General features: G+C 60.6%; 21 protein-coding genes. All 21 read right to left on the bottom strand.

The genetic code is table 11. The features are described 5' to 3' along the window. Positions 1-26: 26 nt before the first annotated feature. Complete coding sequence (locus B0G80_RS22345; protein ID WP_116119433.1) at positions 27-1,154, bottom strand: acyl-CoA dehydrogenase family protein; 1,128 nt, start codon at positions 1,152-1,154, stop codon at positions 27-29. Positions 1,155-1,164: 10 nt separating this feature from the next. Continuing rightward, complete coding sequence (locus tag B0G80_RS22340; protein ID WP_116119432.1) at positions 1,165-2,361, bottom strand: acyl-CoA dehydrogenase family protein; 1,197 nt, start codon at positions 2,359-2,361, stop codon at positions 1,165-1,167. Between the two features lie 48 nt (positions 2,362-2,409). Next, the gene (locus B0G80_RS22335; protein WP_106280386.1) at positions 2,410-2,835 is read right to left on the bottom strand and encodes a DUF1178 family protein; all 426 of its coding nucleotides are present in this window, start codon (positions 2,833-2,835) and stop codon (positions 2,410-2,412) included. Between the two features lie 228 nt (positions 2,836-3,063). After that, the gene (locus B0G80_RS22330; RefSeq protein ID WP_116119431.1) at positions 3,064-3,588 is read right to left on the bottom strand and encodes an AlpA family transcriptional regulator; all 525 of its coding nucleotides are present in this window, start codon (positions 3,586-3,588) and stop codon (positions 3,064-3,066) included. A 54-nt stretch (positions 3,589-3,642) separates the two neighbouring features. Then, positions 3,643-3,888, bottom strand: coding sequence for a hypothetical protein (locus tag B0G80_RS46995; protein WP_106280382.1), 246 nt, complete (start codon positions 3,886-3,888; stop codon positions 3,643-3,645). A gap of 339 nt (positions 3,889-4,227) precedes the next feature. Continuing rightward, on the bottom strand, positions 4,228-4,812 hold the full coding sequence (locus B0G80_RS22320; RefSeq protein ID WP_106280380.1) for an NUDIX domain-containing protein: 585 nt from the start codon (positions 4,810-4,812) through the stop codon (positions 4,228-4,230). A 41-nt stretch (positions 4,813-4,853) separates the two neighbouring features. Beyond that, positions 4,854-5,150 (bottom strand): DUF2818 family protein, encoded by a 297-nt coding sequence (locus tag B0G80_RS22315; protein WP_007175603.1) that lies wholly within the window; start codon positions 5,148-5,150, stop codon positions 4,854-4,856. Next, on the bottom strand, positions 5,150-6,622 hold the full coding sequence (gene nuoN, locus B0G80_RS22310) for an NADH-quinone oxidoreductase subunit NuoN (protein ID WP_106280378.1): 1,473 nt from the start codon (positions 6,620-6,622) through the stop codon (positions 5,150-5,152). The genes B0G80_RS22315 and nuoN overlap by 1 nt, the downstream gene beginning before the upstream one ends. A 24-nt stretch (positions 6,623-6,646) precedes the next feature. Further along, entirely contained in the window at positions 6,647-8,137 is a 1,491-nt protein-coding gene (locus B0G80_RS22305; protein ID WP_116119430.1) for an NADH-quinone oxidoreductase subunit M, read from the bottom strand. A 14-nt stretch (positions 8,138-8,151) separates the two neighbouring features. Beyond that, entirely contained in the window at positions 8,152-10,218 is a 2,067-nt protein-coding gene (gene nuoL, locus B0G80_RS22300; RefSeq protein ID WP_116119429.1) for an NADH-quinone oxidoreductase subunit L, read from the bottom strand. Positions 10,219-10,235: 17 nt separating this feature from the next. After that, positions 10,236-10,541: an NADH-quinone oxidoreductase subunit NuoK gene (gene nuoK, locus B0G80_RS22295; protein ID WP_013339863.1), complete on the bottom strand. Its 306-nt coding sequence runs from the start codon at positions 10,539-10,541 to the stop codon at positions 10,236-10,238. 20 nt (positions 10,542-10,561) lie between these two features. Further along, entirely contained in the window at positions 10,562-11,251 is a 690-nt protein-coding gene (locus tag B0G80_RS22290; RefSeq protein WP_106306767.1) for an NADH-quinone oxidoreductase subunit J, read from the bottom strand. A 183-nt stretch (positions 11,252-11,434) separates the two neighbouring features. Then, complete coding sequence (gene nuoI, locus B0G80_RS22285; RefSeq protein WP_012432383.1) at positions 11,435-11,923, bottom strand: NADH-quinone oxidoreductase subunit NuoI; 489 nt, start codon at positions 11,921-11,923, stop codon at positions 11,435-11,437. A 15-nt stretch (positions 11,924-11,938) separates the two neighbouring features. Then, positions 11,939-13,003 carry an NADH-quinone oxidoreductase subunit NuoH gene (nuoH, locus tag B0G80_RS22280; protein ID WP_116119428.1) on the bottom strand — a complete coding sequence of 355 codons (1,065 nt, stop codon included), beginning with the start codon at positions 13,001-13,003 and terminating at the stop codon, positions 11,939-11,941. Continuing rightward, the gene (gene nuoG, locus B0G80_RS22275) at positions 13,004-15,337 is read right to left on the bottom strand and encodes an NADH-quinone oxidoreductase subunit NuoG (RefSeq protein ID WP_116119427.1); all 2,334 of its coding nucleotides are present in this window, start codon (positions 15,335-15,337) and stop codon (positions 13,004-13,006) included. Positions 15,338-15,460: 123 nt separating this feature from the next. Continuing rightward, complete coding sequence (gene nuoF / locus B0G80_RS22270) at positions 15,461-16,789, bottom strand: NADH-quinone oxidoreductase subunit NuoF (protein WP_106306762.1); 1,329 nt, start codon at positions 16,787-16,789, stop codon at positions 15,461-15,463. Continuing rightward, a complete protein-coding gene (gene nuoE, locus B0G80_RS22265) occupies positions 16,786-17,271 on the bottom strand; it encodes an NADH-quinone oxidoreductase subunit NuoE (protein WP_106280364.1) in 486 nt (161 codons plus the stop codon). Before nuoE ends, nuoF begins: the two co-directional genes overlap by 4 nt. A gap of 131 nt (positions 17,272-17,402) precedes the next feature. Further along, complete coding sequence (locus tag B0G80_RS22260; protein ID WP_012432378.1) at positions 17,403-18,656, bottom strand: NADH-quinone oxidoreductase subunit D; 1,254 nt, start codon at positions 18,654-18,656, stop codon at positions 17,403-17,405. Positions 18,657-18,665: 9 nt separating this feature from the next. After that, positions 18,666-19,268, bottom strand: coding sequence for an NADH-quinone oxidoreductase subunit C (locus B0G80_RS22255; protein ID WP_106280363.1), 603 nt, complete (start codon positions 19,266-19,268; stop codon positions 18,666-18,668). A 21-nt stretch (positions 19,269-19,289) separates the two neighbouring features. Continuing rightward, positions 19,290-19,769 (bottom strand): NADH-quinone oxidoreductase subunit B family protein, encoded by a 480-nt coding sequence (locus tag B0G80_RS22250; protein ID WP_006052903.1) that lies wholly within the window; start codon positions 19,767-19,769, stop codon positions 19,290-19,292. A gap of 63 nt (positions 19,770-19,832) precedes the next feature. Continuing rightward, positions 19,833-20,192: an NADH-quinone oxidoreductase subunit A gene (locus B0G80_RS22245; protein ID WP_013339872.1), complete on the bottom strand. Its 360-nt coding sequence runs from the start codon at positions 20,190-20,192 to the stop codon at positions 19,833-19,835. Between the last annotated feature and the right edge of the window lie 134 nt (positions 20,193-20,326).

Here is a 20,326-nt window from a genome sequence, read left to right as displayed (position 1 = left end):
TCCATGTATCCGATTCGAATGTCCGATCAGGCTTCGGCAGTCACGAAGCCAGGTAGCGCGGCGAACCGCGCGAGATGGTGATCGACATCGCCCAGTGTGGTTTCGATGATAGCAAGCCGCTTGAACAGATGCGCCGCGGCCACCTCATTCGTGACGCCCATGCCGCCATGCAACTGAACCGCCTGCTGGCCGACGAAACGCGCGGCTTGACCGACCCTCGCCTTCGCGGCGGAAACCGCGCGGCGACGTTCGTCCACATCCGAGCTCGTGTAGCGCATCGCGGCCAGATACGTGACCGAGCGCGCCTGCTCGGCGTGAATCAGCATCTCGACCATGCGATGCTGCAAGGCCTGAAACCGCGCGATCGGCTGGCCGAACTGCTGGCGTGTCTTGGTGTAGTCGACGGTGGCGAGGTTCAAGGCGTCCAGCGCGCCGATTGCCTCGGCGCACAACAGCACCGTGCCGTAGTCCGCGATATGTTCGAGCGCAGCCGCGCCGGCGTGCTTGCCGGCAAGCCGGCGCGCGGGCGTGTTGCTGAACTCGAGTGTGGCGGCGCGTTGGCCGTCGATCGTGCGATAGTCCGTGATCCTGACGCCGGCCGCATTGCGCGCCACGACGAAGAGCGCGATCTCGCCATTCAGCCGGGCCGGGACGATCCAGTGATCCGCCTGGCCGCCGTGTTGCACCACAGACTTCGTGCCGCTCAATGTCTGCTGCTCGCCCTGCCCGCTTACGCCTGTCTCGACCGCGAACAGATCGTAGCGCGCATGCGGTTCGTGAAATGCCACGGCCAGCTTGATCTCGCCTTGAGCAGCACGTTCGAGCAGCGACGCGTCTTCGCCCTGGTCGCTACCTGCGAGGCGCAACGCCTCGATACCGACCGCAGTCGCCCAATAAGGCTCGACGACCAGCGCACGGCCGAGTTCCTGCATCACGACCAGCATGTCGATCGGGCCGCCGTTAAAGCCGCCTTGCGCTTCCGGCACCGGCAACGCTGTCAGACCCAGTTCGGCAAACGCGGCCCAATGCGCGTCCGACACGCCGGTTTCCGATCGCACGATCGCCTGTCGCGCTTCGAACCCGTAGTTCTTGTCCAGATAGCGGCGCAGCGCGTCGGCGAATTGCTGCTGTTCGTCGTTGAAAGTGAAGTCCATGCGCCGCTCCTCAGAGTCCGAGAATCATCTGCGCGATGATGTTCTTTTGAATTTCGTTCGAGCCGCCGTAAATCGACGTCTTGCGGAAGTTGAAGTAGTACGCGGCGAGAGGCGCGGCATCGTCGTCGCCGGCCAGGCTGTGTTCGCGTTCGCCTTCGAGGAACGGAACGTCGAATGGTGCGGCGAGCGGCCCGACTGCTTCGAACATCAGTTCGGTCAGTGCTTGCTGCACTTCCGTGCCCTTGATCTTCAGCATCGACGCTTCCGGTCCCGGTCCGCGTCCGCCCGTTTCATTAGCGACGACGCGTTGCACGGTGACTTCGAGCGCCATCAACTCGATCTCGAGGCTCGCAACTTTCGCGGCGAACACCGGGTCTTGCAGAAGCGGCTTGCCGTTCTTTCTCTGATTCAGCGCAAGGCGTTTCAGGAAAACGAGTTCGCGCTTCGATTGGCCGACCCGCGCAATGCCGGTGCGCTCGTGGCCGAGCAGATATTTCGCGTAAGTCCAGCCGCGATTCTCTTCACCAACCAGATTCTCGACCGGCACCTTCACGTCTTCGAAAAAGACCTCGTTGACTTCGTGGTCCTCGTCGAGCGTAATGATCGGCCGCACGGTGATGCCCGGCGTTTTCATGTCGATCAGCAGGAACGAGATGCCCTCCTGCTTTTTGGCGCCGCTGTCCGTGCGCACCAGGCAGAACATCATGTCGGCGTACTGGCCGAGCGTGGTCCATGTTTTCTGACCGTTGACCACGTAATGGTCGCCGACGCGATCGGCGCGTGTGCGCAGCGAGGCCAGATCCGAACCCGAGCCCGGCTCGGAATAACCCTGACACCACCAGTCCGTACCGTCGAGAATGCGCGGCAAGTAGTGACGCTTCTGCGCCTCGTTGCCGTATTTCATCAGTACCGGCGCCACCATAGAGACGCCGAAAGGTAGCACGGACGGCGCGCCGATGCGCGCGCACTCTTCGTCCCAGATGTGCCGCTGGGTCGCGTCCCAGCCCGGGCCGCCATACTCTTTCGGCCACGCGATCGCCGACCAGCCGCGCGTGCCGAGCAGCTTATGCCAGCCTGCGAAGTCTTCGCGGGCAAGACGCTTGTGATTGAGTACCTTGTCGCTCAGCTCACGAGGCAGATTCGCTTCGAGCCAGGCGCGGATGTCTGCGCGGAACGCGTTATCAGCAGCGGAATAGTCCAGATCCATGCGTCGTGTCTCCTGGCCGCCACCATCCGCCGCCAGTGAGCCACTGCGCTATTGCAGCGGTTCCTTCAAGGCAGCCGGGACCGGCAGCGGCATCACTTCAATGCCTTCTTCGACCAAGGCTTTCGCGTCTTCCGGTGTCGTGACACCGCGAATATTGCGTGCGGGCGCTTCATTGTAGTGAATGCGCCGTGCTTCCTCGGCGAAGCGGTCGCCCACGTTCTCGGTCTTTTCCAGTACCTCGCGCAAGGCGCGCATGACACGCGCCTGCATTTCCCCCGCGCCCGCCGGCGCTTTCGTTTCGGTCGCACCCGACAGGTTCAGGCGCGGGGCCGACGGCAAACGGCTCACCTCGTTCGCACCGCAGATCGGACATTCGACGAGCTTGCGGGACTGCTGCGATTCGAAGTCATCAGTCGAAGCGAACCAGCCTTCGAACCGATGGCCATGCGGACACTGTAAATCGAGGACCTTCATGTGGAATCAGGGCTTGCGTGCCAGTTTAGCGCAAAACGTAAATTTGTGAACGGTCGTTCGTAAATTTTTACGGACAACGGTACCGGTGGCGGAAGTTGCGGACAATCCGAACGCGGTGGGCGATTTTAACGCTTTGCGCAAAGGCCTGCCGAAGGTGCTCCGGAAGGCAAACAGGCTTGCCGATCACCTACGCTTGCGGTGCTTCGCACGCCGCCTGCCGTAGCGCTTTTACGCGACGAGACATTCCAGTTGACGGCCAAGCCGGGGCTCGAGTTCGCGTGCCTCTTTCGCGAGGTTGATCTGCTTGACCGCTCTCGCAATGTCGAACACGTCTGGCTTGATTTCATAGCCACCGCGCGCAGCGAGCCAGTCAAGGATGTCCGACAGATGCCATACCGACGCACTGCCCTCGTGGACCGGCGGCGGAAAGTCGATTGCGTGACTCAGCATCAGCTTGCGCATGTTTTGCCGCGACACGCCGGCGACTTCCGCGACGTCAGTCAGTCCGACGAAGTCGGGGCCGGCCTCGATAAGACGCGCGGACGGCACCACCCGCTTGATGTCCTGGAGAGCGCTGACCACCGCCTCGAATGCGGACTCGCCTTCGCGAGTGAAAAACAGCGAGATGCGGCCCGGTTGCCCGATACCCACGGTGGCGTCGTCGCACCCGGCTTCGCCCAGACGCTCGACGATCGCGTCAAGATCGCAGTCTTCAACCGCGAGACCGTACTTCAGCGTGAATACATATTCCATAAATTACTCCTGCCTTCATTCAGTCCCAAAGCTTTCGCCCAAAGAACGGATTTGCTACCGGCGAGCCGTGCAGTTGTCGACGATGCGCCTCAGATGTCTGGCGTGGTTGCCGGGATTCTTCGGCGTGCTCCAGACGCTCGATATGCAGAACTCGCCACACCGACACTCCGCGTCTTTATCAGGACAGTACATCCGTCCCCAAGCGTGACCTTTGCCACCACCCTGAACACGCCAGCCGTTTTTCTCGGCGTACACCAACGCGGCCTCAACCTCTTTCTTGGAATGGGTTCCTCGAACCATCTGATGTCCTCCAATTTAGCGGGTGTGGATCAGGTTGTCAAGTGACAACCTGATCCACACCCGAAATCAAATGCGCCCACCGCCACTTCGTCATCCGAAATAAAACGAACAGTGGAAGTCGATCTCGAAGGTCGATACTAGAGGGACAAAGGCCGCAGGACGAGACTGTCGAATGGCATAAGGCAAACGACACACTTTTAAGACGCCGGCCAACATGCCGGCAATTGCGCAATTTCGCGCGCGTCGCAATGAGAAAAGCCCCTGCCGGTCTTAGACCAACAAGGGCTTTCTCAGACTTCCGAAGCAGCTAGCAGCGCGCGCGTATTCTTCGCTGCAGTGTTATTCAGGCTCCGCCAACGGCCACGCACCCGACAACACTTTCTCCAGCCAGAACGTGCCGATCACCGTCTTGACATCAGTCACCTTGCCGGTGCGCACCCACTCGGACATCTCCGGCACGGTCGCCGTGAACAGTTCGAGAAACTCGCCTTCGTCGAGCTTGCGCTCACCGGCGGTCAAACCGCGCGCAAGATAGATATCGATAAATTCGGTCGAATAGGAAATGATCGGGTGAATGCGCGTCAGATAAACATACTCGCGCGCGCTATAACCCGTCTCTTCCCGCAGTTCACGTATCGCGCAGGCCAGTGCGCCTTCGTTCGGATCGAGCTTGCCGGCCGGATACTCGACCATGACCTTGCCCATTGGGTAGCGATACTGGCTTTCGAGCAGCACGCGGCCGTCGTCAAACAATGGAATCACCATGACGGCGCCGGAATGCTGAACATATTCGCGCGTGGCGTGCTTACCGTCCGGCAGGCGAACGGTATCGCATTTGAGCGTCAGAAACGGTCCCTGATGGATCGTTTTGCTCTCAATGCAGGTCTCTTTGAGCGCGGCGTCGTGATCGGGAAGTTCAGCCATATGCGGACCTTAGGACAGGGTGCGCCGACGGCGAGACGCCGTCAGCGGCGTTTGACGAGATACTGAAAGGTAAAGCCAGGGAACGCGAACACCACGAAGAGTGCGAACGTGATCGCGTAGAATTGCCAACCCTGTTCAAAGCGGTTACCCGCGCGCGCTTCCAGCAGAAAACCAAGCGCGCCGACCACGAAGTACAGCACGATCAATTCGGCAATCCGGATCCAGGCGCTTTTCTTCGCCGCTTTCAACGGCACGGCGGCGAAGAGGCGCTGATTCAGAAACGGCAGGTTGGCGCCGACCAGCGCCAACAGCACGATAAACCAACCCGCTGCCGACATCAGAGCAGCAGCGTGTGCTGGATAGCCTGCAGGCAGGCCTTCAACAACGGATCCGGCACGATACCGAGCACCAATACGGCCACACCGTTGAACGCGAGCAAGGCACGCGTGCTGGTGTCAGCGAGAATGGGCGACTTGTCTTGCGGATCGTCGAAATACATCAGCTTGACGATACGCAGGTAGTAGAACGCGCCAAACAGCGACGTGATCACGGCCAGCACCGTCAGCCAGGTCAAACCGGCGTTCATGGTGGCCTGCAGCACCGCGAGCTTCGCGTAGAAGCCGACCGCGGGCGGAATGCCGGCGAGCGAGAACATCATGATCATCATCACGAACGCGAACACCGGGCTGCGTTGATTCAAACCCTTGAAGTCCTCGAGCGTGTCCGCTTCGAAATCGCGGCGCGCCAGCAGCATGATGACGCCGAACGTGCCCATCGTCGTGATCAGGTAGACGATGCTGTAGTACATCGCCGAGCCGTATGCATTGGCGGCGCCCGTGGTCTTGCTGTCGACCACACCGGCCAGCAGACCCAGCAGTACGAAGCCCATATTCGAGATCGCCGAATACGCGAGCATGCGCTTGACGTTGCGTTGCACGATACCGGTAATGTTGCCGACGATCAGCGACAGCGCCGCGAGAATCACCAGCATTTGCTGCCATTCCACCGCCAGCGGCAACAGGCCCATCACCAGGAAACGCAGACCCCAGGCGAACGCGGCAACCTTAGGGCCACCGCCGACCATCAGCGTCATCGCCGTCGGCGCGCCCTGGTACACGTCGGGCACCCACATGTGGAACGGCACCGCGCCCATCTTGAACGCCACGCCCGCCACGATGAAGATCACGCCGAACAGCAGCACGCTCGGGTCGTAGTGGCTCGTGCCGATCGCCTTGAACACTTCGTTCAGGTCGAGCGAACCGGTCGCGCCGTACAGCATGGAGATGCCGTACAGCAGGAAACCGGAAGCCAGCGCGCCCAGCACGTAATACTTCATGGCCGCTTCGTTCGACGGCGCCGCGTCACGACGCAAGGCGATCGCACCATACAGCGACAGCGACATCAGTTCCAGGCCGAGATACAGCGTCAGGAAGTTATTGCCGGAGATCATGACGAGCTGGCCGAGCAGCGAGAACATACCCAACAGGAAGAACTCGCCGCGGAACAGACCGCGATCTTCGAGGTAACGACGCGAATACACGATCGACACCGCGTAGCCGAGCGTCACCACGGCTTTCATCACGTTGGCGAACGAATCCACCACGTACATATGGCCGAAGTAGTAGCGCACTTGCGGGTCGAACGCGTTCATCGCGAACCAGACGCCGGCGACCAGCGTCGAGAAGAACGCGATGAAGTACGTGGTACGGCGACCGGCCTGGCCGACGAACGTGTCGTTGAGCCACGCGACGACAACGGCGAGCATCACCAGCGCGTCGGGCAACAGAGCAGTCATAGGGGCGTTTTGCATGGTCTCTAAATTCCTCGCTCGGCGTTACTGAGGCAACGGCAGCTTTGACTGCGCAACGTGGGCGAGGAGGTTTTCCACGGATACGTGCATCACATCGGTAAAGGGCTTCGGATACAGGCCCATGAACAGCGTCAGTGCGGCAAGCACTGCCAGCATGAAAAATTCGCGACGGTTGATGTCGAGCAGACCCTTCACGTGATCGTTGGCGATCGCGCCGAAGTACACGCGCTTGTACATCCACAGCGTGTAGGCCGCGCCGAGAATCAACGTGACCGCCGCACCGCCCGCGATCCAGAAGTTGTACTGGACAGCCGCCAGAATCACCATGAATTCGCCGACGAAACCGGAGGTGCCCGGCAGGCCGCAATTCGCCATGGAGAACAGCATTACGAACGTCGCGAACTTCGGCATCACGTTGACGACACCGCCGTAATCGGCGATCTGACGCGAATGCATACGGTCGTACAGCACGCCGATGCTCAGGAACATCGCGCCCGACACGAAACCGTGCGAGATCATCTGCACGATCGCGCCTTCCACGCCGAGCTGGTTGAAGATGAAGAAGCCGAGCGTGACGAAACCCATGTGCGCGATCGACGAATACGCGACCAGCTTCTTCATGTCGGCCTGCACCATTGCCACGAGGCCGATGTAGATCACCGCGATCAGCGACAACGTGATGACGACCGGCGCCAGAAAGTGGCTCGCGTCAGGCGTGATCGGCAGGGAGAAGCGCAGGAAACCGTATGCGCCCAGCTTCAGCATGATCGCAGCCAGTACCACCGAGCCGCCGGTCGGCGCTTCCACGTGAGCGTCAGGCAACCACGTGTGAACCGGCCACATCGGCACCTTCACGGCGAAGGCCATGAAGAACGCTATGAATATCAGCACCTGTGGCGTCATGGCGATCTGCGCATGCTGCCACGTGGCGAGGTCGAACGTGCCGGTCTCGATGTACAGATACAGCAACGCGACCAGCATCAACAGCGAGCCCATCAGCGTGTACAGGAAGAACTTGAACGCCGCGTACACGCGGTTCGCCCCACCCCACACGCCGATGATGATGTACATCGGAATCAGCGTCGCTTCGAAGAACACGTAGAACAGCATGCCGTCGGCCGCGCTGAACACGCCGACCATGATGCCCGAGAGGATCAGGAACGCGGCGAGGTACTGGCCCACGTTCTTCGTGATCACTTCCCACGCGGCGATCACGACGATCACCGTAATCAATGCGGTCAACACGACGAACCACATCGAGATGCCGTCGACACCCAGGTGGTACGTGATGTTGAAGCGCTCGATCCAGTTCGCCTTTTCGACGAACTGCAGATCGGCGGTGCTCGAATCAAAACCGGTAATCAGCGGAATCGTCACGAGGAAGCTGACGACCGAACCGATCAGCGCAATCCAGCGCGCGGGAGCCGGGTTCTGGTCGGAACCGATGGCCAGGACCAGGAGGCCGACGAGGATCGGCAACCAGATCGCAATACTGAGAATCGGATAAGCGTGCATTAGTGTCCCTCGCCTTATTTGCCGCCGAGCGTTACAAACAGGGTCAGGAGCCCCAGCATGCCGATAATCATGGCGAACGCGTAGTGATAGATGTAGCCGGATTGGAGGAAGCGGATCACGCCGGCGAACCAGCCGATAAAGCGTGCGCTGCCGTTGACGATGCCGTCGATCACCACGACGTCGCCTTCTTTCCAGAGACCACGGCCAATTGCCACGGCGCCCCGCGCGAACACGACTTCGTTGATCTTGTCCATGTAGTACTTGTTATCGAGCAGCGTGTAGATCGGGCCGAACGCGCGCTTGATGACAGCCGGCAGGTCCGGACGAACCAGGTACAGGAACCACGCGACCACCACACCCGCGAGCGCCAGCCAGACCGGCAGACCCGCAACCGAGTGCAGGCCCATCGATGCCCAGCCCTGGAACTCCTCGGCCATCTCATGCAACGCCGGATGGTTTTCGCCGATGAAGATCACCTTGTCGAACGCCACGCCGTGCTGGAAGAAGTCGCCGAACAGCATCGGGCCGATGCCGATCGCGCCGATCACCACCGACGGAATCGCCAGCAGCACCAGCGGCAGCCACACCACCCACGGCGTTTCGTGCGGCTCGTGAGCGTGGTCGTCGTGACCATGGCCGTGCGCGTCGTGACCATGGCCGTCATGCGCATGCGCCGCGGCTTCGATGCCCATCGGCGATTCCGGATGCTTCGGACCACGGAAGCGCTCCTCGCCGTGGAACACCAGGAAGTACATACGGAACGAATACAGCGCGGTCACGAAGACGCTCGCCACCACCGCGAAGTACGCGAAGCCCGCACCCGGCAGATGCGACAGCTTCACTGCGTCGATGATCGAGTCTTTCGAGTAAAAGCCTGAGAAGAACGGCGTGCCGATCAGCGCCAGCGAACCGACCAGCGACGTGATCCACGTGATCGGCATGTACTTGCGCAGGCCGCCCATGTTGCGGATGTCCTGATCGTGATGCATGCCGATGATCACCGAACCCGCGCCGAGGAACAGCAGCGCCTTGAAGAACGCGTGCGTCATCAGGTGGAACACGGCGACCGAGTATGCCGACGCGCCCAGCGCGACCGTCATGTAACCCAGTTGCGACAGCGTGGAGTACGCCACCACGCGCTTGATGTCGTTCTGGATGATCCCAAGGAAGCCCATGAACAGCGCGGTAATCGCGCCAATGACCATCACGAACGAGAGCGCCGTATCCGACAGTTCGAACAGCGGCGACATGCGCGTGACCATGAAGATACCGGCCGTCACCATGGTTGCCGCGTGAATCAGTGCGGAAATAGGAGTCGGGCCTTCCATCGAATCCGGCAGCCAGACATGCAGCGGGAACTGCGCCGACTTACCCATCGCGCCGATGAAGAGGCAAATACACGCCATCGTCAGCAGACCCCAGTCCGTACCCGGAAAGGTCAGTGCCGCGAGTTCGGTGCGCTTCGCGAACACGTCGCCGTAGTTCATCGAACCGGCGAACGCGAACAGCAGGCCGATGCCCAGCAAAAAGCCGAAGTCGCCAATGCGGTTCACGATGAACGCCTTCATGTTCGCGTAGATCGCCGTGGGACGCGTGAAGTAGAAGCCGATCAGCAGATACGACACCAGACCCACCGCTTCCCAGCCGAAGAACAGCTGCAGGAAGTTGTTGCTCATCACGAGCATCAACATCGAGAACGTGAACAGCGAGATGTACGAGAAGAAGCGCTGGTAGCCGTCCTCGTCGGCCATGTAGCCGATCGTGTAGATGTGCACCATGAGCGACACGAAGGTCACCACGCACATCATCATGGCCGTCAGCGAGTCGACCAGGAAGCCGATCTCAAACTTCGTCTTGCCGATCGACATCCATTCGTAGATGGTCGCGTTGAAGCTCGCGCCGTCCAGTACCTGGAAGAAGACGATGGCCGACAGGATGAACGAGATCGCGACGCCGAGGATCGTGACCGAATGCGCACCGGCTCGCCCTACCGCTTTTCCGGCCAGACCGGCAACCAGACAGCCGGCCAGCGGTGCCAGCGGGATCGCCAGCAGCAGGTTTTCATTGAGTATCGTGGACATAACCGCTTTTCCTGAAATTAACCTTTGAGCTGATCGAGATCTTCGACATTGATCGTGTCGAGACTACGGAACAGGGTCACCAGAATCGCGAGGCCGATTGCCGCTTCCGCCGCTGCAACCGTCAGCACGAAGAAAACGAAGATCTGGCCGTGCACGTCGCCGAGGTAATGCGAGAACGCGACGAAGTTGGTGTTCACCGCGAGCAGCATCAATTCGATCGCCATCAAAATAATGATGACGTTGCGACGGTTCAGGAAAATGCCGACGACGCTGATCGCAAACAGGATCGCGCCGAGGACAAGGTAATGAGCAAGGGTCAACATGATTTCTATCTCCTGTCCGCTCAGCTGTTCTTGGCTGGTGCCGAGTCGGCCGCTGCTGCTGCCGCTGCCGCGGCTTCTTCCGCCGCGACGGTTGCCGCGGTCTTTTCCGATTTCATCTTCACGACGCGCACGCGGTCTTGAGCGCGTACCTTGACCTGTTCGCTGACGTTCTGACGTTTGCTGTCTTTCTTATGACTCGTGGTCAGCGCGATGGCCGCGATGATCGCCACCAGCAGCACCAGACCGGCCACTTCGAACGCGAAGATGTAGTCGGTGTAGATGACCTTGCCGATCAGGCGCGTGTTCGACCAGTCGCCCATGCCGTTCGCGGCGGCCGTGGTGTCACGCAGCGCCGTGGCGGTCGCGCCGTAACCGTGCCAGAGAATCAGCGCGGTTTCGATCACGATGATCGCGCCCACCAGCGTGGCCATTGGCACGAAGCGTTTGAAGTCTTTACGCAGCACGTCGATGTTGATGTCCAGCATCATCACGACGAACAGGAACAGCACCATCACCGCGCCGACGTAGACCAGCACCAGCAGGATCGCAAGGAACTCGGCCTGCAGCAGCATCCAGATCGCGGCTGCGTTGAAGAACGCCAGCACCAGAAACAGTGCGGACGACACCGGGTTGCGCGAGGTGATCACCTTCAGCCCTGAAACCACCAGGAGCAGCGCGAAGATGTAGAACAGTACGGTCGTGAATTCCATGATTACCGGTTCATCGTTAGGCCATCGTCAGGCATTGTTCTTTGGCACTTGTGGTTGGCATACCGCTGGCATACCGCCAGAACAGCCGCACAGGTGCGCCGTGCCGCGGCGTTCGGGCCGCGGCGCCCGGCCCGACAACAGGCCGTGATTGCTGCATTTACTGCTTTAACTGGATAAAGCGCTTCAACGATACGGCGCGTCGGCTGCCTTGTTCGCCGCGATCTCCGCTTCATAGCGATCGCCCACGGCCAGCAGCATGTCTTTCGTGAAGTACAGGTCGCCACGCTTCTCGCCGTGATATTCGAGAATGTGCGTTTCGACGATCGAATCGACCGGGCAGCTTTCTTCGCAGAAACCGCAGAAGATGCACTTGGTCAGGTCGATGTCGTAACGCGTGGTGCGACGGGTGTTGTCCGCGCGCGTTTCCGACTCAATGGTAATGGCGAGCGCCGGGCACACCGCTTCGCACAGCTTGCAGGCGATGCAGCGCTCTTCGCCGTTTTCATAGCGGCGCAGCGCGTGCAGGCCGCGGAAACGCGGCGAAATCGGGGTCTTCTCTTCCGGGAACTGCACGGTCACCTTGCGTTGGAACGTATAACGTCCGGTCAGCGCGAGGCCTTTGAGCAGTTCCGTGAGGAAGAAGGTCTTGAAAAAGTTTTGGATTGCGGTCATGGGTTCATCCGCCCTTTATTTCCAGATGTTCAACGGCGACATGATCCAGAAGCCGACCACCACCAGCCACACCACGCAGACCGGAATGAAAATCTTCCAGCCCAGACGCATGATCTGGTCATAGCGATAGCGCGGGAATGTGGCACGCGCCCAGATGAACACCGACAACAGGAAGAAAACCTTGAGGACCAGCCAGAAGATGCCCGGGATGAACGACAGAAACCCGAACGGAGCGCTCCAGCCACCAAGGAACAGCGTTGCAGCCAATGCCGAGATCACGATCATGTTGATGTACTCGGCGAGGAAGAACAGCGCGAACGCCATACCCGAGTAATCGATCATGTGGCCCGCGACGATTTCCGACTCCCCTTCCACCACGTCGAACGGGTGACGGTTCGTTTCGGCGATGCCCGAGATGAAGTACACGACGAACATCGGCAGCAGCGGCAGCCAGTTCCACGACAGGAAGTTCAAGCCGTACGACGCGAAGATGCCATGTTCCTGCGAAGCGACGATGCCCGACAGGTTCAGCGTGCCGGCGGTCATGAGCACGACGACGAGCGCGAAGCCCATCGAGATTTCGTACGAGACCATCTGCGCCGCGGCGCGCATCGCGCCGAGGAACGCATACTTCGAGTTCGACGCCCAACCCGCCAGAATCACGCCGTACACGCCGATCGACGAGATCGCCATTGCGTACAGCAGACCTGCGTTGATGTCGCCGAGCACCGCGCCCGCCTGGAACGGAATCACCGCCCAGACCGCGAAGGCCGGCACCACCACCATGATCGGCGCGATCAGGTAGATCCAGCGGCTCGCCTGCGCCGGCTGAATCACTTCTTTCAGCAACAGCTTCAGCACGTCGGCGATCGGCTGCAGCAAACCTGCGGGGCCGACGCGGTTCGGGCCGAGACGCACGTGCATCCAGCCGATCAGCTTACGCTCCCACAGAATCAGGTAAGCCACGCACAGCAGGATCACGACGGCCACCACCAGGATGCGCACCAGTGCCCACACCGTGGGCCATGCCACACCGAGAAGCTGGGTGCCGCCCGAGTTGATCGTATCGAACAAGCTCATTTACGCCTTCTCCACCACCAGTTCACCGAACAGGCTGCCCAGCGCTGCACCGGCAGGCGTAGCCGCCGATACGCGGACGACCGTCTCCGCAAGATTAGCGTCACGCACGGCCGGCAACTGCACCGATTGCTCGCCCTGGCGCACGCGCACCGCGTCGCCTTCCTTCAAACTCAGTTTGTCGAACAGCCCAGCGGGCAGACCGACCGTATTCGCCGCACGTGCCGCAGCGGTCAGATGCAACGACTCGGCGCGACGCACCAGCGCATCGGCGTGATAGATCGGCACGTTCGCGATACGTTCGAACTTGCCTTCCGCTGCCTTCGCCGCCTTGCCGCGTGCAACCGTGACGCCCGTCTTGTTCGACAGACGCGAATTCAGTTCGCCGTCGCCGAGAGCGGCCGCGCGCACTTCTTCCGAGGTATCGAATTCGAAGCCGGGCAGGCCCAGCAGGCTGCCCAGCACGCGCAACACCTTCCATGCCGGACGCGTGTCGCCGAGCGGACGCACGACGCCGTTGAACGTCTGCACCGTACCTTCGGCGTTGACGAACGTGCCGGCCGTTTCCGTGTACGGAGCGATCGGCAGCAGCACGTCGGCGTATTCCGCGCCGGTCTGGAACGGCGACATCACGACAACCATTTCAGCCTGCTTCAACGCGGCCAAAGCCTGCGCCGGATTGGCCGTGTCGAACTCCGGTTCGACGTTCAGCAGCACATAACCCTTGCGCGGTTGCTCGAATACTTCGCGAGCGTTCAGACCGCCCTCGCCCGGCAACGCGTTCACGAGATGCGCGCCGACCGTGTTGGCCGCTTCCGTCAGGAAGCCCAGCGTCGCACCGGTCGCGTCCGCGATCCATTGGGCGGCTGCGTGAATGACGGCGAAGTCCGGGTGACGGACCGCGCTGTTGCCCAGCAACACCAGGCGACGTTCGCCCGTGGCGAGCGACTTCGCGACTTTCTTGTGCGCATCCGAGGGCTGCGTGCCGGCGAAGGCTTCCGGCAGTGCCACGCCGTTCGCTTCCGACACCGCGCCAGCGATTCCAGCGAGTGCCTCGAGCCATGCGGACGGCGCTGCCACGACGCGCTCCGCTTGCGGAATCAGCGCATCGTCGTTGGTGGATTGCACGAGCGTGAGCTTCGCGCCGCCCTTCGCGGCCTGACGCAGACGCGCGGCGAACAGCGGATGATCGCGACGCAGATCCGAGCCGATCACCAATGCGGCGTCGACGTTCGACAGATCGGCGATCGCCGTGCCGAGCCACGGCGTGCCGCTGACCGGTGCGGAGAAATCCGACTGACGCAGACGGAAGTCGACGTTAGGCGTGCCGACCGCTTGCGCGAGTTGCTTCAACAGGAACAGTTCTTCGACGGTGCTGTGGGCGCTGCCGAGCGCGGCCAGCGCATTCGCGCCGTGGTCGCCCTTGATGCCCTTCAGTCCCTTCACCACATATTCGAGCGCGGTTTGCCAGTCGGTCTCGACCCACTTGCCGCCTTGCTTGAGCATAGGCTGGGTCAGACGCTCGGGGCTGTTCAGGCCTTCGTACGAGAAGCGGTCTTTATCCGAAATCCAGCATTCGTTGATGGATTCGTTTTCGAACGGCAGAACGCGCATCACGCGATTGTTCTTTACCTGCACCACGAGGTTCGCGCCGACGGAATCATGCGGGCTCACCGACTTGCGGCGCGACAGTTCCCACGTACGGGCGCTGTAGCGGAACGGCTTGCTGGTCAGCGCGCCGACCGGGCACAGATCGATCATGTTGCCCGACAGTTCCGAATCCACCGTCTTGCCGACGAACGATGTGATTTCCGAATGCTCGCCGCGGCCCAGCATGCCGAGTTCCATCACGCCGGCCACTTCCTGACCGAAACGGACGCAACGCGTGCAGTGAATGCAGCGCGACATTTCTTCCATGGAGATCAGCGGGCCGACGTTCTTGTGGAACACCACGCGCTTTTCTTCGCTATAGCGCGATCCCGACTTGCCGTAACCCACGGCCAGATCCTGCAACTGGCACTCGCCGCCCTGATCGCAGATCGGGCAATCCAGCGGGTGATTGATCAGCAGGAATTCCATCACGGCTTGCTGGCCCTTCACCGCTTTGTCCGACTTGGTGCGCACGATCATGCCGGCCGATACCGGCGTGGCGCATGCGGGCACCGCCTTCGGCATCTTTTCGACATCGACCAGACACATCCGGCAGTTGGCCGCAATCGACAGCTTCTTGTGATAGCAGAAGTGAGGAATGTACGTGTCGACCTTATGCGCAGCCTGGATCACCATGCTGCCTTCAGGCACCTCTACTTTCTTGCCGTCTATTTCAAGTTCAACCATGATGGTCAATCTTCCTTAACCTGTTACCGCTCAATCGTTCGCCCGTTCATCGCCCGTTTCAGGCGATGAATCCCGCGGATGACGTGTTCTTCTGCGTGCCTATCTGCTTATCGATCCGCAGACTCAAGCCGCTACGGTTTCCGACGCCGCCGCTGCGCCGGCATGACCGCCGACGAGGCAATGCTTGTGGGCGACGTGATATTCGAACTCGTCCCAGTAGTGCTTGAGCATGCCGCGAACCGGCATGGCCGCTGCATCGCCGAGCGCGCAGATCGTGCGGCCCATGATGTTTTCAGCAACCGAATTCAGCAGATCCAGATCTTCCGGACGGCCGAGCCCATGCTCGATACGATGCACGACGCGGTACAGCCAGCCCGTGCCTTCGCGGCAAGGCGTGCACTGACCACACGATTCTTCGTAATAGAAATACGACAGCCGCAGCAACGAGCGCACCATGCAACGCGTCTCGTCCATGACGATGACCGCGCCTGAACCGAGCATCGAGCCGGCCTTGGCGATCGAGTCGTAGTCCATGTCGGTCTGCATCATGATGTCGCCCGGAATCACCGGTGCCGACGAGCCGCCAGGAATCACGGCTTTGATCTTCTTGCCGCCGCGCATGCCGCCGGCGAGTTCCATCAGCGTGGAAAACGGCGTGCCGAGCGGAATTTCGTAATTGCCCGGACGTTCGACGTCGCCGGCGACCGAGAAAATCTTCGTGCCGCCGTTATTCGGCTTGCCGATTTCGAGGTAATTCTGCGGGCCGATTGCGAGCAGGAACGGCACTGCGGCGAACGTCTCGGTGTTGTTGATCGTGGTCGGCTTGCCGTACACGCCGAAGCTCGCCGGGAACGGCGGCTTGAAGCGCGGCTGGCCTTTCTTGCCTTCCAGCGATTCGAGCAGCGCGGTTTCTTCGCCGCAGATATAGGCGCCGTAACCGTGGTGCGCATGCAGTTCGAACGAGAAGCCCGAACCCATGATGTTTTCGCCGAGGAACCCGGCGCGGCGAGCTTCGTCCAACGCCTGTTCAAAGCGTTTGTAGACTTCCCAAATCTCGCCGTGAATATAGTTGTAGCCGACCGTAATGCCCATCGCGTACGCGCCGATGGCCATGCCTTCGATCAGCGAATGCGGGTTGAAACGCAGGATGTCGCGGTCTTTGAACGTGCCCGGTTCGCCTTCGTCCGAATTGCAGACGAGGTACTTCTGGCCGGGGAACTGACGCGGCATGAAGCTCCACTTCAGACCGGTCGGGAAGCCTGCACCGCCACGGCCACGCAGACCCGACGCCTTGACGTCGGCGATCACCTGCTCCGGCGGAATCTTCTCTTCAAGAATACGGCGCAGCTGGGCATAACCGCCGCGCGCCACGTAGTCTTCGAGATGCCAGTTGTCGCCGTTCAGGCCGGCGAGAATCAGCGGTTTGATGTGACGATCGTGTAAAGACGTCATTTCGAAAGTTCCTCGAGCAGCTGGTCGATCTTCGCGCGGCTCATGAAGCTGCACATGCGATGGTTGTTCACCAGCATCACCGGCGCGTCGCCGCACGAACCCATGCACTCACCTTCTTTCAGGGTGAACTTGCCGTCGGGCGTGGTTTCGCCGAAGTCGATGCCGAGCTTCTGCTTCAGATATTCAGCAGCGCTGTCCGAGCCGCCGTCCGGGCCGAGCTGGCACGGCAGGTTGGTGCAGAGCGTGATCTTGTACTTGCCGACCGGCGAGGTCTCGTACATCGTGTAGAAGGTAGCCACCTCCTGCACGGCGACTGCCGGCATGCCGAGATAGTCCGCGACGAACTGCATGAGTTCGGGCGTCAGCCAGCCATGCTCTTCCTGAGCAGTGGCCAACGCCGACATCACGGCGGACTGTTTCTGATCGGCGGGATACTTCGCGATCGCGCGATCGATTTCTTTCAGGCCTTCAGCTGAGATCATTTTCAGACACGACTCTTTCAATTCCTACCGAACGAAAACCTGTCGCGCGCTGCATGATGCGACAGACCCGGCGTTCCTTTGCTTGACGCGCGCTTCGGTGCAATCTGAAGGCGCGCTCTGATGAATACGTCCTAGCGATCCACTTCGCCGAACACGATGTCCTGCGTGCCGATGATCGTCACGGCGTCGGCGATCATGTGACCGCGCGCCATTTCATCCAGCGTGGACAGGTGCGCGTAGCCCGGTGCGCGGATCTTCAGGCGATACGGTTTGTTGGCGCCGTCGGAAATCAGATAGATGCCGAACTCGCCCTTCGGATGCTCGACCGCGGCGTATGCCTCGCCTTCCGGCACATGGAAGCCTTCCGTGAAGAGCTTGAAGTGGTGAATCAGCTCTTCCATGTTCGACTTCATGCCCACGCGCGACGGCGGCGCAACCTTGTGATTGTCGATCATCACGGGGCCGGGATTCTTACGCAGCCACTCAATGCACTGTTTCACAATGCGTGTGGACTGGCGCATTTCTTCGACGCGTACCAAATATCGGTCATAACAGTCGCCGTTGACCCCCACCGGGATGTCAAAATCGAGCTTGTCATAGACCTCGTACGGTTGCTTCTTGCGCAAATCCCATTCGATACCCGAACCGCGCAGCATCGCGCCGGTCATGCCGAGATTCAGCGCGCGTTCCGGGCTGACCACGCCGATACCGACCAGACGTTGCTTCCAGATCCGGTTGTCGGTAAGCAGCGTTTCGTATTCGTCGACGCACTTCGGGAAACGCGTGAAGAAATCGTCGATGAAGTCGAGGAGCGAACCCTGACGGTTCTCGTTCATCTTCGACAATGCCTTGGCATTGCGAATCTTCGACGCTTTATATTGCGGCATTGCGTCAGGCAGATCGCGATAGACGCCGCCCGGACGATAGTAAGCCGCGTGCATCCGTGCGCCGGACACCGCTTCGTACACGTCCATCAGGTCTTCGCGTTCACGGAACGCGTACAGAAACACCGCCATTGCGCCGACGTCGAGCGCGTGCGCGCCGATCCACATCAGGTGGTTCAGCACGCGCGTGACTTCGTCGAACATCACGCGAATGTATTGCGCGCGCACCGGCACTTCGATGCCGAGCAGCTTTTCGATCGCCATCACGTAGCCGTGCTCGTTGACCATCATCGACACGTAGTCGAGACGGTCCATGTACGGCACCGACTGGATGAATGTTTTGGTTTCGGCGAGCTTTTCAGTCGCGCGATGCAGCAGGCCGATGTGCGGATCGGCGCGCTGAATGACTTCGCCGTCGAGTTCGAGCACGAGGCGCAGCACACCGTGCGCTGCCGGATGCTGAGGGCCGAAGTTGAGCGTGTAGTTCTTGATCTCTGCCATGGCGTTCTCTTAGTGTTTCAGACCGCCATAGCGATCTTCGCGGATCACGCGCGGCGTGATTTCTCGCGGCTCGATCGTCACAGGCTGATAGACGACGCGCTTCTCTTCCGGGTCGTAACGCATTTCGACATAACCGGAGACAGGAAAATCTTTGCGGAACGGGTGCCCGATGAAACCGTAGTCGGTCAGGATGCGGCGCAGATCCGGATGGCCTTCGAAGACGATGCCGTACAGGTCGAATGCTTCGCGCTCGTACCAGTTGACCGAATTCCAGATTTCGACGACAGACGGCAGGATCGGCACTTCGTCGTCCGGTGCGAACACGCGCAGGCGCAGACGCCAGTTGTTCTGCACCGACAACAAATGCAGCACGGCCGCGAAACGCGGACCGTCGTAAGCGCCTTCGGCGTAGGTTTGATAGTCGACGCCGCACAGATCCACGCATTGCTCGAAACCGAGCGAGCGGTCGTCGCGCAGACGCGTTGCCACGTTGAGGTAGTCGCCAGCCTTCACGACGATCGTCAACTCACCGATTGCTTCGCTGAGGTTCAGCAGGAGGCCGCCAAAGGCCGCCTCGAGGTTCGCTTTCAGGGTCTCGAGTTTGCTTGCCATATTGTGGGGGAGGCGTTGGCCTTATTGACGGGCGATTGTGTTGGTGCGGCGAATCTTGGCCTGCAGCTGGATCACGCCATACACCAGCGCTTCCGCCGTGGGCGGACAACCGGGCACGTAGACGTCCACGGGCACGATCCGGTCACAGCCGCGCACCACCGAATACGAGTAGTGGTAATAGCCGCCGCCGTTCGCGCACGAGCCCATCGAGATGACCCAGCGCGGCTCGGCCATCTGGTCGTAGACCTTGCGCAGAGCCGGCGCCATCTTGTTGCACAGCGTGCCGGCGACGATCATCACGTCCGACTGACGCGGACTCGGACGAAACACCACGCCGAAACGGTCGAGGTCATAACGGGCAGCGCCCGCATGCATCATCTCGACCGCACAGCATGCAAGACCGAACGTCATCGGCCACAGCGAGCCGGTGCGCGTCCAGTTGATCAGTTTGTCAGCTGTGGTGGTGACAAACCCTTCCTTCAAGACCCCTTCGATACTCATTTGCTTTCCACTCCAGACGGGGCGGCAAGCCTTGGCCACCCACGCAAACCGGCGATTAATCCATCATTCCCAGTCGAGGCCGCCTTTCTTCCAGATATAGGCGAAGCCCAACAGGAATTCGAGCAGGAAAATCATCATTGCCATGAAGCCGGGCCAGCCGATGTCGCGCAGGGCGACGCCCCACGGAAACAGGAACGCGGTTTCAAGATCGAAAATGATGAAGAGAATGGCGACGAGGTAATAGCGCACGTCGAACTTCATGCGCGCATCTTCGAATGCTTCGAAGCCGCACTCGTACGGTGCGTTTTTCTCGGTATCGGGCTTGTTGGGACCGAGGATCTTGCCGATACTGACCAGTGCTACGCCTAAACCGGTGCCCACAACGAGGAACAACAAGACGGGGAAATAGGCTGCGAGGTTCAAGACTATCCTCAATCGGTTGGTTCTGAGTGCCGTCAGGAGCATAGCACTCCTGACGCGAAATCACTTCCGAAACGCACATGCCGCAAGCCCAACGCAAGCCGCACGCCAGAAGTGAAAATGCCAGCCGAAGCGAA

The organism is Paraburkholderia sp. BL6669N2 (assembly GCF_003387275.1).
Classification (GTDB): Bacteria; Pseudomonadota; Gammaproteobacteria; order Burkholderiales; family Burkholderiaceae; genus Paraburkholderia.
This window is presented reverse-complemented; position numbering and strand designations above follow the sequence as displayed.

Excerpts from the sequence above, each read along its gene's own strand:
- B0G80_RS22345 (WP_116119433.1), bottom strand. The coding sequence starts at position 1,154 with ATGGACTTCACTTTCAACGACGAACAGCAGCAATTCGCCGACGCGCTG.
- B0G80_RS22340 (WP_116119432.1), bottom strand. The coding sequence starts at position 2,361 with ATGGATCTGGACTATTCCGCTGCTGATAACGCGTTCCGCGCAGACATC.
- B0G80_RS22335 (WP_106280386.1), bottom strand. The coding sequence starts at position 2,835 with ATGAAGGTCCTCGATTTACAGTGTCCGCATGGCCATCGGTTCGAAGGC.
- B0G80_RS22330 (WP_116119431.1), bottom strand. The coding sequence starts at position 3,588 with ATGGAATATGTATTCACGCTGAAGTACGGTCTCGCGGTTGAAGACTGC.
- B0G80_RS46995 (WP_106280382.1), bottom strand. The coding sequence starts at position 3,888 with ATGGTTCGAGGAACCCATTCCAAGAAAGAGGTTGAGGCCGCGTTGGTG.
- B0G80_RS22320 (WP_106280380.1), bottom strand. The coding sequence starts at position 4,812 with ATGGCTGAACTTCCCGATCACGACGCCGCGCTCAAAGAGACCTGCATT.
- B0G80_RS22315 (WP_007175603.1), bottom strand. The coding sequence starts at position 5,150 with ATGTCGGCAGCGGGTTGGTTTATCGTGCTGTTGGCGCTGGTCGGCGCC.
- nuoN (WP_106280378.1), bottom strand. The coding sequence starts at position 6,622 with ATGCAAAACGCCCCTATGACTGCTCTGTTGCCCGACGCGCTGGTGATG.
- B0G80_RS22305 (WP_116119430.1), bottom strand. The coding sequence starts at position 8,137 with ATGCACGCTTATCCGATTCTCAGTATTGCGATCTGGTTGCCGATCCTC.
- nuoL (WP_116119429.1), bottom strand. The coding sequence starts at position 10,218 with ATGTCCACGATACTCAATGAAAACCTGCTGCTGGCGATCCCGCTGGCA.
- nuoK (WP_013339863.1), bottom strand. The coding sequence starts at position 10,541 with ATGTTGACCCTTGCTCATTACCTTGTCCTCGGCGCGATCCTGTTTGCG.
- B0G80_RS22290 (WP_106306767.1), bottom strand. The coding sequence starts at position 11,251 with ATGGAATTCACGACCGTACTGTTCTACATCTTCGCGCTGCTCCTGGTG.
- nuoI (WP_012432383.1), bottom strand. The coding sequence starts at position 11,923 with ATGACCGCAATCCAAAACTTTTTCAAGACCTTCTTCCTCACGGAACTG.
- nuoH (WP_116119428.1), bottom strand. The coding sequence starts at position 13,003 with ATGAGCTTGTTCGATACGATCAACTCGGGCGGCACCCAGCTTCTCGGT.
- nuoG (WP_116119427.1), bottom strand. The coding sequence starts at position 15,337 with ATGGTTGAACTTGAAATAGACGGCAAGAAAGTAGAGGTGCCTGAAGGC.
- nuoF (WP_106306762.1), bottom strand. The coding sequence starts at position 16,789 with ATGACGTCTTTACACGATCGTCACATCAAACCGCTGATTCTCGCCGGC.
- nuoE (WP_106280364.1), bottom strand. The coding sequence starts at position 17,271 with ATGATCTCAGCTGAAGGCCTGAAAGAAATCGATCGCGCGATCGCGAAG.
- B0G80_RS22260 (WP_012432378.1), bottom strand. The coding sequence starts at position 18,656 with ATGGCAGAGATCAAGAACTACACGCTCAACTTCGGCCCTCAGCATCCG.
- B0G80_RS22255 (WP_106280363.1), bottom strand. The coding sequence starts at position 19,268 with ATGGCAAGCAAACTCGAGACCCTGAAAGCGAACCTCGAGGCGGCCTTT.
- B0G80_RS22250 (WP_006052903.1), bottom strand. The coding sequence starts at position 19,769 with ATGAGTATCGAAGGGGTCTTGAAGGAAGGGTTTGTCACCACCACAGCT.